The sequence below is a fragment of the Fluviicola sp. genome, from assembly GCF_030151805.1.
Classification (GTDB): domain Bacteria; phylum Bacteroidota; class Bacteroidia; order Flavobacteriales_D; family Crocinitomicaceae; genus Fluviicola.
In genome coordinates, this window is record NZ_JASLCN010000232.1 from 1 (window position 1) to 10,530 (window position 10,530).

10 protein-coding genes are annotated in these 10,530 nt (G+C 38.1%); 7 read left to right on the forward strand and 3 right to left on the reverse strand.

Annotated features, from left to right (window positions below; genetic code table 11):
* On the reverse strand, positions 1 to 440 hold a 440-nt coding region (locus tag Q1V93_RS08880), incomplete at its 3' end, for a hypothetical protein (protein ID WP_300663867.1).
* 579 nt (positions 441 to 1,019) lie between these two features.
* Between Q1V93_RS08880 and Q1V93_RS08885 the strand changes: the two genes are divergently transcribed.
* Positions 1,020 to 1,877, forward strand: coding sequence for a ChaN family lipoprotein (locus Q1V93_RS08885; protein ID WP_300663869.1), 858 nt, complete (start codon positions 1,020 to 1,022; stop codon positions 1,875 to 1,877).
* 220 nt (positions 1,878 to 2,097) lie between these two features.
* Here the strand turns inward: Q1V93_RS08885 and Q1V93_RS08890 are convergent, their stop codons facing one another.
* Positions 2,098 to 2,454, reverse strand: a complete 357-nt coding sequence (locus Q1V93_RS08890; protein WP_300663871.1) for a hypothetical protein — start codon at positions 2,452 to 2,454, stop codon at positions 2,098 to 2,100.
* 190 nt (positions 2,455 to 2,644) lie between these two features.
* On the reverse strand, positions 2,645 to 2,977 hold the full coding sequence (locus Q1V93_RS08895) for a hypothetical protein (RefSeq protein WP_300663873.1): 333 nt from the start codon (positions 2,975 to 2,977) through the stop codon (positions 2,645 to 2,647).
* Between the two features lie 660 nt (positions 2,978 to 3,637).
* On the opposite strand from Q1V93_RS08895, the gene Q1V93_RS08900 reads away from it, so the two are divergent.
* From Q1V93_RS08900 to Q1V93_RS08925, 6 genes are all read left to right on the forward strand, one after another.
* A complete protein-coding gene (locus Q1V93_RS08900) occupies positions 3,638 to 3,847 on the forward strand; it encodes a hypothetical protein (protein ID WP_300663875.1) in 210 nt (69 codons plus the stop codon).
* A 66-nt stretch (positions 3,848 to 3,913) separates the two neighbouring features.
* Entirely contained in the window at positions 3,914 to 4,813 is a 900-nt protein-coding gene (locus tag Q1V93_RS08905; protein ID WP_300663877.1) for a hypothetical protein, read from the forward strand.
* Between the two features lie 336 nt (positions 4,814 to 5,149).
* Entirely contained in the window at positions 5,150 to 5,986 is an 837-nt protein-coding gene (locus tag Q1V93_RS08910) for a hypothetical protein (protein WP_300663879.1), read from the forward strand.
* A 2-nt stretch (positions 5,987 to 5,988) separates the two neighbouring features.
* Positions 5,989 to 8,016: a gliding motility-associated C-terminal domain-containing protein gene (locus tag Q1V93_RS08915; RefSeq protein ID WP_300663881.1), complete on the forward strand. Its 2,028-nt coding sequence runs from the start codon at positions 5,989 to 5,991 to the stop codon at positions 8,014 to 8,016.
* A 94-nt stretch (positions 8,017 to 8,110) separates the two neighbouring features.
* Complete coding sequence (locus Q1V93_RS08920) at positions 8,111 to 8,773, forward strand: hypothetical protein (RefSeq protein ID WP_300663883.1); 663 nt, start codon at positions 8,111 to 8,113, stop codon at positions 8,771 to 8,773.
* Between the two features lie 39 nt (positions 8,774 to 8,812).
* A partial coding sequence (locus Q1V93_RS08925) for a hypothetical protein (RefSeq protein ID WP_300663885.1) occupies positions 8,813 to 10,530 on the forward strand: 1,718 nt, incomplete at its 3' end.

A 10,530-nucleotide genomic window follows, 5' to 3' on the forward strand; every position in this document is an offset into this window, starting at 1 on the left:
AAAATCAGGAACCAATAATCGGAAATAAAACTCGTCAACAACTGTCCCACGTCATTCCCCGCCGATACGATTACGAACAAATCCGCTGTAGACCGCTTCAGTGTGAAATTGTAATAAGCAGTATCCATCAGGTTCAAAGCCACAATGAGCAAAGCCGGAACGAAAAAAGTAATGACCTGGATAATCCGGATGATGAGGTTGTTTTGCCATTTCTGCGGCAGAAGGCTGAAAACAATGAAAGGCATCAGAAGCATGCCCAGCGTTGAAAGATCGAACCAAATTCCTGCCAACCAGTCTGTAAAATGAACATGGGCAAACGAATCCAGGTTGTAGAAATAGAATACAATGCGTGTTGCGGTCATCAATAACAGCAAAATAGCAATCCGGAGCAGCAGACTTTGCAACGTTATTGGGAGAGCATTACACAGTTTCTTCAACATAGTACAAATGTAAGTAACCTTTTTGAGGTAGGTGTTGTGTTTGTGTTACTTAAAAATAGATAGAATTTACAAATCTGCAGAAGTGAAAAATGTGGAGATGCGTGTGCGACCTCCCTTAAACAGGCTCTTTTAGAAACGGTGATTTATATTTTCCCGCAAATGCACAAATTATTAGCTCGGCTAATGTTTGCGCTAAAGCTTCAACATAGGCGCACTGCGCTCGCTTTTAGCAATTGAAAGGGGGAGTGAATTGCAGGAGGAGGATTTAAAAAAGGCCCTTACGCTGAAAGTGCCTGAAAACAAGTGAGTGGAGCGGAAAAAGCATTCCTTGTTTGAGCCGACGAAGGAGGCGAGTTTTGAATGCTTTCGCGGAACGATACGTAGTTTTCCAGCTTTCGAGTATAGGCCTAGACCTTTTTTGCTTACTTTTTGGGGCAATGCCAAAAAGTAAGAGGATCAAATAAGTTTTGTCTTATTTATCAGTCGACCCGCCAATCTACCCTTTGGGAGGTAGTTTTTGAATCTGCCTTACTTCAAAACGGTTAGGAACGGATTTTTCAAAGTTCCTATCTTTGGAAAATGAAATGTATTTTATTGTTGCTGCTGATTTGTTCCGGTGCGTATGCACAGGATTTGGAAGTTTTCCGGATTTTTGATTCGAAGGGAAAAGAAGTTTCGTTCACGAAGATGATGTCTAAGGTTTCGGAAAACCAGGTTGTTTTGTTCGGTGAATTTCACAATAACCCGATCTCACACTGGATGGAGGTGAATGTGTTGATGCAGTTGAATAAAAAAGTGAGCGGTGAAAAACTGGCTGTGGGTTTTGAGATGTTTGAATTGCACCAGGTAAAACCGTTGGAAGCGTACATCGCCAATAAGTCATACAAAGCATTGAAGGATTCAACAGAATTGTGGGTGAATTTTAAAACCGACTACAAACCCGTTCTCGATTCTGCTATTTCCCGGGGAAACATTCCTTTTGCAGCAAACGTTACCCGCAAATATGCCAGTTTGATCTTCAAAAAAGGACTTGCTGCCCTGGATACACTGCCGGAAGATCAGAAAAAATTTATGGCGCCGCTTCCGTTTCCGTTTGATTCTACTTTGACACAATATGTAGAGCTGATCAATATGGGAAAAGAAATGCATGCTTCCGGGATTAATTTTGCCTATGCGCAAGCTATCAAGGATGCAACGATGGGATATTCCATTGTGCAGCAACTGAAAAAAGCCCAGATGGTTTATTTCTTAAACGGTGCTTTCCACTCCGATTTTCACCAGGGAATTATGTGGTATGTGCAGCAATACGCTCCCGGAACACGGGTAGGAACCATCACGACAGTTTCTCAGAAAGATGTGCGCAAATTGGAAAAAGAGCATTTGAATCGTGCGGATTTCATCATTGTGGTGAATGAAACGATGACAACAACACATTAATTACGAATTCCTGATGTTGAATGGAACTTGTTGGATTCTTTGGTCAGAATTTATGCTTGAAAATTGAATCGTTAATTGTCTGGAAACCTTGATGAATACCGGGCTGTTTCTAATATCGCGAACATGCAACCAAAAGACCGAAAAATCCTTCCGAATTTGTTTTATTAAGTAATTCGTAATTCGTAATTCGTAATTCGTAATTCGTAATTCGTAATTCGTCTTATTTCTTCGAATTGATTTTCTTCAAAAGCTCGTTATAGTCCTCCAATAATTTCAGGTACTTATTCTTCCAGTACTCTTTCGTCTGATTATTGTACGGGTTTTCCGGGTCTTCAAAAGAAGTCGGACTGATCGCATTCATTTCCTTGATCTCAGCAGAGAAGTCATGATGAATGATTTTCCCGATCGCTAAGATGGTCTCGATATCGACCTGCGGATTATCAAACATCAGGTACATCCATCTTCTGCTCTTGCCCAGTTTTTTGGCAATAATAGTAATCGGAAATCCGCTTTGTCTGATTGCTTGTTCTATAATTTCACCACGATGTTGCATGAAAACAAAAATCTTCGCTTTCATGAGTAGGTTTTTTACCATTAATTACACAGATAGGAGAATAATAGGTGCGGTGTTCCTGGTTTTCAGTTGCGGGTATTTTTGTTCAGATATGAGCAGGTTTTGATAATTACGAGTTCCTAATTACGAATTCCGAATGGCGCTTATCGGGATGTAATTCATCATTCATCATTCGGCACTCGTAATTATTGAATTATTTCTTCGAACTCGTTTTCTTCAACAACTCATTGTAGTCCTCCAGCAATTTCAGGTACTTGTTTTTCCAGTACTCTTTTGTTTGGCCGTTGTATGGACTTTCAGGGTCTGAAAATGAATTTGAACGCATGGTGTTCAATTCTTTAATGTCAGCAGAAAAATCATGATGGATGATTGTTCCGATAGCCAGAACGGTGTCAATGTCTACCTGGGGATTGTCAAACATCAGATACATCCATCTTCTGCTTTTACGCAGTCTTTTCGCAACAACAGTAATCGAAAGACCACTTTGTCTGACTGCTTGTTCTACTATTTCACCACGATGTTGCATGAAAACAAATTTCTTCGCTTTACTGGGTAGTATTATTACCATTAAATACACATAAAGGGGTGAAATTTGATGTAAATCCTTGTTTTATATCGTTTTTTCTGGCTTGTATGCTTTGTTCATATGCGGGAAATCGGGTAATTTAGTTGAAATGACGGATCTTCTTCTGATTCTCTTTTATAGATCAATAATTCTTTTATTTACTAGCATTTATGGCATTTTTATGACTGCCGATTGATTTCCTTTTCAAGCGCCTGTTTGATTGGTTTTTTAGCGCTTAGGAGAATTTTTTTTCACAATATTGCGCATATATGAGAATTGTTTTTACATTTGTATTCAATACTACGACAAAACGAACCGGAAAATGCGAGTAAACCGATTTTTAATCAGTAAACAATGTTTTCGCGGTTTTGTATAAAAACAGGGATGCTTTACCAGGAAAGCATCAATCCACTCAAGCCTTGCCAATAAAGAGTAAGGACAGATTCACTGAAAATATTTCAGCGAAACAGATAAAAAATGGAGGTACCGGTAATACCTCCTTGCATTTCAGTTGTTTACCGGCTTCTGTTATGCAGAAACTTTGCAATCAGTAGTGTTGCCGAAAATGCTATTGCGAAGTTGAAGGAAACAGAGTAGGCATGACAATTAATTTTTTTGCTTATGGCAACTAAAACAATCGAGTCATTAAAATCAAAAAAGTTTGACTCAATAAACCTTGTACGTGTAGTTGGTGGTGACACGACATACGGACCTGCACGCCAAACACGTTACGACGGACGCGGCGGGCAAGACGGAGACACTGCTGCAACAACTTATAACCCGGCAGGTACGCCTCCGGGAACTCAGGGAACGGATTATATTAAAAGTTAATTCGATTGAATGATTGAATCCTCTGCTTGTGCGCTACAGGGCAGAGGATTCTCAATATTTCTCATCATGAAAAATGCACTTTTTTTTCTCAGTCTCTTAATTGGTTTGAATGTATCAGCTCAAATCAATCACATCCACTACAAAGCCGATTGCGACATGGCCTATCGTTTCGCTCTTGACAGCTTGAATTATCCGAAATGCTTCAACCAACTATCGAAGGTAAAGCGGAAATACAGCAAGCTCTATTGCGAGGAGTACATTCTGATGGCGCATTGCTACAAACAAATGGGGAAGAACACGAAAAGCGCCTTAAGCCTCAAGAAAGCGTGGTCAACCTATTCGTTCGACTTCGTGTGCCTCGATCAGATACCGCAAATCAGTTTAGCCAAAATAAACGAAGGCTTTTCGAAGAAACAACAAAAACGGGTACTGCAGGGCTATGACAATTTTGCGAAACTCAAACGAAGCAATACCGATTCGTTGATGGCTGTTTTACAAGCAATGACAGACAGGGACCAGGTACCACGTATGAAGTTTTATACCGATTCCATGATTGATACCAACGCGGTAAATCGGGAGATTATCTTTGTAGACTCGCTCAATCTGGTCGAATTCCGGAACATCATTTACAAACTCGGTTATCCCGGAGAGTGGATTTTGCCGGGCAATGTGGCGATGGTTTTTGTGCTGCTGGTTCATTCGTCCTACAACCAGGCCTTTTTCGATGAAATGAAACCGGTACTCCTGCAAGAAGTAATCGCTGGGCGCATGCCACCAAGCCATTATGCCTTATGGCTGGATCGTCATTATTCCATGGTTCGCTTGCCGCAACCTTACGGAATGCTGAATATTCCAGGGAAAACGAATTTTTCAGAAGCGGAAATCAGGGAAATCACTGCGAGCCGCTTAAAAATCGGTTTGATCAAGAATTGCCCGATTCCAACACAACTATTGATGTTCGAATGATTTTGGTTTGAAGACAAGAACGTAAAAAGGTTACGTAGTCACTTAGTAATTTTGTGACGCGATATTAAATAAGGGTACTTTCAATTCCGTTTTGTCTGTATTTCAAATTTATGACTTTACCACTTTGAAGGATAAAAAGACCTTATTCATTGGAATCAATTCAGCGATAAAGAATTTAAGAATAAGTAAATGAGACGCCTGTAACACCTTATTTACTTGTATTCTAATAGATTACAGGCTATTGGAATACAAAAGCTATGTATGAGCAGGGATGCCGAAAATGCTCATATGAAGTTTGTGAATGCAGAGTAGGCACATAACTAATTTTATCTATTCATGAAAAAAAAGCTAATTCTTATCCTTTTAGGATGCAGTACATTTCTGGCAAAGGCTCAAGTTGAGACACCTAAGCCCCCAAAACCAGATTCCCCTTTAATTGCATTGGTTAATAATACTGGTGCAAGTATTCTTGATTTTAATTCGATTGATTGGAGTGACTATCCCAATACATCTGAGTTCGATTTTACTCGAATGACTCCATTGGCAAAACTTCAATCCGGAATATCTCTTTCGTGGAATAGTCCTGAGGACATTCCGGTTTCGATTATTGATATTGATGGTGAAACTGTAACACTGGAAGGAACAACAAAACCCGTTTCAGTTAAAGATCAAAAAATTATTCTGGGACGGAGCACATACAATGTCAAACGCATGGAAATAAAAGAAGATTACCAACTAATCCATAACGGAAAAGTTATTGCCTCTTATTCAAATACTTACTTTTCATATTTTGATGGAAATACGTTAGTGTTTGAAGTCTTTGACAAACAACAAATTTTTGAGGGCGGCCTGGGGTTAGGACAACATTTCGTTGGGATTTCATACAATGTCGAAGATGATCTTCAACAGAATACAATTAATTTGATTTTGAGTCCTAATCCCGCGAGCAATCAAGTTGAAATTCAGGCAAATTTCGATTTATGGACCGACGGTTACACAGTAATAAGTATTTCAAATCAGCTTGCCACATTTAATCGTGTAGTGTATTCAGCTAATTTATTGCACGATACATATAGTATTGCTGTACCGATCAAAGAGTTTCCTGCTGGAAATTACATCGTAAGTGTTCTTTTTCAAGGACAATTGTTTTCATCTAACCTAATCATTCAATAAGTATGAAGAATTTATTTTTAATCATGCTTTCATTCCTTACAATATCAGCAGTGAAAGCACAATGCCCTAATGGGGATGCTGAAAGCAACAGCTTTAGTAATTGGACTACTTACGGTTCAGCTTCAGAGAACCCTCAAAATTTGAACGCTTTTACCCCTGCCTTTAATCCTGACCGTTTTGGGATTCAAAGTAGTACATCAAATTATCCGGCTGTACCTCCTTTAATGGTGTCAGGAGGAATTGATCAATATTGCGGAATTCAGATCCCTAGTCAAGGAACTTATTGCTTTAACTTAAACGCTAATAAAACAGGTGGAGGAGCAGAATTGATGAAATATTCCTTTACGGTGACCAATCAAAATAAAAACTTCAAAATGCGTTATGCAATCGTTTTGCAAGATGGAGGACATGGTACAGGAGAGAATCCCGCTGGTTGGTTTTATATGTGTAGAGGCAATACACACTTACCTATATTAAATAGTGGGGTTTTGTTTAGCAATACTTTTAAAGCTTTTAAAGCAGATTTAAATGATCCATTTTACAAGCGATCATTAACCAGACCAGATATCATCTACAAAAATTGGGAATGTGTTGAGTATGATTTGTCTGCGTATGTTGGAGAAACGGTATCCTTTGTTGCGGTTGCGAGAGATTGTACTCAAGGTGCTCATTTTGGCTATATGTATATTGATGGTTTGTGTGATGCCTGGCCTGCGACTGCCCAAGGAACATTGAATGGGTCTACCTTCTGTTTGGAGCAACAAATTATGTTAAACGCATCTGCATCAGAAGGCGAAGACAGTTATTTTGTGGAGGTTGCGGAAGTGGACGCAAATGGAAATTACTATCCTAACGGAAGTGGAGCAATGGTAGTTAATGATTGGTTTGTAGCCCAACAAGCTCCTTCAAATTTTAACGTGACAACCTATTTGAATAATAAAGGAGTTAAACTTAAGTGCGGAAAGAAATACAAAGTTAAAATTGCTGTTGCCAATCATTGTTCACCTTGGAATGAAAAAAGCATGTTTTTTGATATTGTATGTCCGCAAGTGAATGCAGGACCTGATATTACACTTTGTTGTTCTTCTGAAGTGATTCAAACAGATCCGATTCAAATAGGATCGACTGCTGTTCCCGGAAACACTTATAATTGGACATCAATTCCTGCCGGGTTCACAAGTACAATTTCAAATCCCGGGATTACTCCTTCAAACACAATGGCTTATTTGGTTCAGATGACACAGCCAAATGGCTGTATCGGAAGAGATACTGTTGTTGTACGTTTCTTACCTCCTGGATATACCTTGTCATTGACTTCAAAATATAAATTGTGTGATTACCAACCTTATGTGACGGCTCATTTACTTTATAATGGATGCTCTAATTTGGATCAACAATTTTTGAATACTTTTGGTTATCCTGACGCCTCATTTGTTAAATGGTATTTCAAACCAACAGGGGGTGTAAACCAATTAATCGGAACGGGAGGAACTATCCATGCACCTAATGCGGACGGTATTTTGACCGCAACAATCTCAACGAATTGCGCGCCTAACCCTGTAAGTGCAACTATGCAACTTAATTACAGACCTGGAGGGCATGAATTCATTAAACCAAATACATTTACCCCTAATGGAGATGGAACCAATGATGTCTTCAGGATATTGGAATCAGGGCCAAACGCGCCTCTGAATATTGGTGATGAACCGGCCTATGGGATTGAAGATTTTGCATTGAGAATCTATAATCGGTGGGGAGATAATTTCAGAACTATAACAAAAGCAGATGTGGGAAGATTACCAGATCAAAATGTTCGTCAGGGCGATATATCATGGGATGGAAAAAATAACAGTGGTGTAGTTCAGTATGGAAGTTACGTTTATACCTTAGAAGTAAAATATTGCGGTTCGTCTAGTTTTGAGAGAATAAAACTTACCGGTGCAGACTATGATCCTTGTGTAAGATGGATTTGGTTATTCTGTGTTGACCGGGTTAGTGGTTGGGCTTCACACGTGAATGTAATACAATAACAAATCTTTCGTTAATATTTCAGGATATTCTTAATAATATCTTTTGTATTAGACCGCCCCACTGTTTGGGGCGGTTTTATAAACCGCTAATTCTATGTTTAGACTAGTTCTATATACATCTTTTCTAATTCATTTTACTCCTAATGGATTCTCACAAAAAGGGAGCTACCTTGGAACAACCTTGAATGGTTTTCCTTCAAGATATTATCTTGAAGTTTCTTTTTTAAAGCTAAAGCAATCGGGTTTTGGGTTCTCTGTTTCAGCAGAAGCAGGACAATATGGACAACGCATTTTTGACAAGAAAACAAAAGATTGGTTTGGTCGTGTGTATAATCCGAAAAATGGAATTGGAGAAAATTATTATCAAACCGATAACAAAGGCTTTCAAGGAAAATTTTGTTACTTCTATCGGTTCGATTTTAGTAACTTCGTAAAGTTAGATGTAGGTTTTTTCGGAATATTGGGAATTTACCGTCAAAAATCCGAGTTTGACATAATGGCTTTTGATACAACTGGAAACTATGTATTACAGATTATGAAAGAAAGGTTTATCCGTTTAAATTGTGCTCTTGGATTCGAAACGAAATTCATCTGGAAAATAAATAAGAAGTGGCAATTTGTTACGGGTTTAACATTTCCTTTTTACTTATTGAATCCGAACAAGTTTAATATTAGTAAAGAATTTGATCCGCCTCTTCTTGGAGCAGAGCCTGCCTTAACTATTGGGATAAGATATAAGCTAAAAACTCGTAAATAAAACGGCTAATTATTTTAAAGTCATTGTACAGAAGGGAATATGAGATTTTTCATAACAACATTTATACTGAATGTGTTTTTTTTGCTTCATTTGTCTGCCCAAAAAGAGGCAACAAATTGGATTTTAAGCCCCAATTCGTTGTTAAATTTTAATCCTTTACCTCCTACTTTTAATTATACGCCAGCTTTACCCTTTATTACTTGGGAATCTTCAGCAAGTATTTCAGATTCAAATGGGAATCTCTTGTTTTATACTGATGGGGATACAGTTCGGGGATCAAATGGAAGCGTTCTTCCAAATGGTGATGATGTTTCATTTGTTCAGTCCGTTCATTTACAAAGTACGACACAAGGTGCGCTTTTTGTTAAAAAGCCAAACTCATCAAATTTATATTATCTATTTTCACTAGGGTTTTATCAAGATAAATATGATCAAGGAGTTTTCAGTTATTCGATTGTAGATAAGAATCTAAATGGAGGAGTAGGATCAGTTGTGTCAAGATACAATATGCTTTGTTTGGATACACTGGCTGAAAAAATGACTGCAACAAAACATTGCAATGGACGTGATTTTTGGATTGTGGTAGTAAAATGTCTGGCAACCAAATTAAAAGATGGGCTTCCTGTTGAATATTTGACGGAATTTCAAAGTTATTTGCTAACTGAAAATGGTGTTCAAGCGTCACCTGTAAAATCTGTTTTAAAAACTCGTTGCGGTAGATTCGGACAGATGAAGTTCAATAATAAAGGCGATGAGCTTGCATTCGCTCGCGCTGATTATCTAACATTACTTGATTTTGATAAGTCTTCTGGAAAAATTTCATTAAAATCAGAACGGAAATTACCTTTACGTAATGGTTATGGAGTGGAATATTCTCCTAATGATTCTCTGATTTACATCAATCAGCTACAATACCATATTGCATCAAATACAATTACATCGTTAAATAACCCTAACTATCTAGCGCAGCTCCAACGAGGATTGGATAATAAAATTTATTCTATTAGGGTGACTGATGGTGGCGGTGGATTTTCAAACTCAACTATTGTTTTCCCTTGGACTCAGTATAATTGGGCTGATGCCTATTTTATTGGGATTCCGGATAATACTTACAATCTAGTTGCAATTGAAAACCCTAATTTAATTGGAAACTCTTGCTCTTATACGCCAAATTACTTGGTTACGAACATTCCAACTCCTTCTTGGAGTGTTGCCTTACCTAATTTCCCATCATTCTATTTTAATCATCCAATCAGCGAATTCGTTTATAGTGGAACTTGTGCTGGAGAAACATTCCAATTTTCATTAGCAAACAGTAACCTGGTTCCGGATTCTGTCCATTGGATTTTCCATGATACAGGATATGAAGTAACCTCAATCAGTTCTTCATATATATTTCCAGGTTCCGGTGATTGGCAGGTTACGTGCATTGTTTATATAAACGGCATTGCAACAAGTAGTACACAATGTGTGAATGTATGTGGAATAAATAATGTTTCATTACCAGCAAAAATAGATCTCTGCGATATTCCCACTCCTTTCGAATTGAACGCTCTGAATACGTGCAGTTCAGTATATTTATGGAGTACCGGAGATACAACCGCTTCAATTAAAATTGAAAATGAAGGTATTTATACTTTACAAACGACTAATAGTTGTGGAGTTTATGATTACACGGTAGAAGTCTTTAAAGGGGATAATTGTACTGTTTTAGCGGAAATTCCAAACATAATAACAGTAAACAATGATCAAACTAA

Excerpts from the sequence above, each read along its gene's own strand:
- Q1V93_RS08915 (WP_300663881.1), top strand. The coding sequence starts at position 5,989 with ATGAAGAATTTATTTTTAATCATGCTTTCATTCCTTACAATATCAGCA.
- Q1V93_RS08890 (WP_300663871.1), bottom strand. The coding sequence starts at position 2,454 with ATGAAAGCGAAGATTTTTGTTTTCATGCAACATCGTGGTGAAATTATA.
- Q1V93_RS08910 (WP_300663879.1), top strand. The coding sequence starts at position 5,150 with ATGAAAAAAAAGCTAATTCTTATCCTTTTAGGATGCAGTACATTTCTG.
- Q1V93_RS08895 (WP_300663873.1), bottom strand. The coding sequence starts at position 2,977 with ATGCAACATCGTGGTGAAATAGTAGAACAAGCAGTCAGACAAAGTGGT.
- Q1V93_RS08885 (WP_300663869.1), top strand. The coding sequence starts at position 1,020 with ATGAAATGTATTTTATTGTTGCTGCTGATTTGTTCCGGTGCGTATGCA.
- Q1V93_RS08900 (WP_300663875.1), top strand. The coding sequence starts at position 3,638 with ATGGCAACTAAAACAATCGAGTCATTAAAATCAAAAAAGTTTGACTCA.
- Q1V93_RS08920 (WP_300663883.1), top strand. The coding sequence starts at position 8,111 with ATGTTTAGACTAGTTCTATATACATCTTTTCTAATTCATTTTACTCCT.
- Q1V93_RS08905 (WP_300663877.1), top strand. The coding sequence starts at position 3,914 with ATGAAAAATGCACTTTTTTTTCTCAGTCTCTTAATTGGTTTGAATGTA.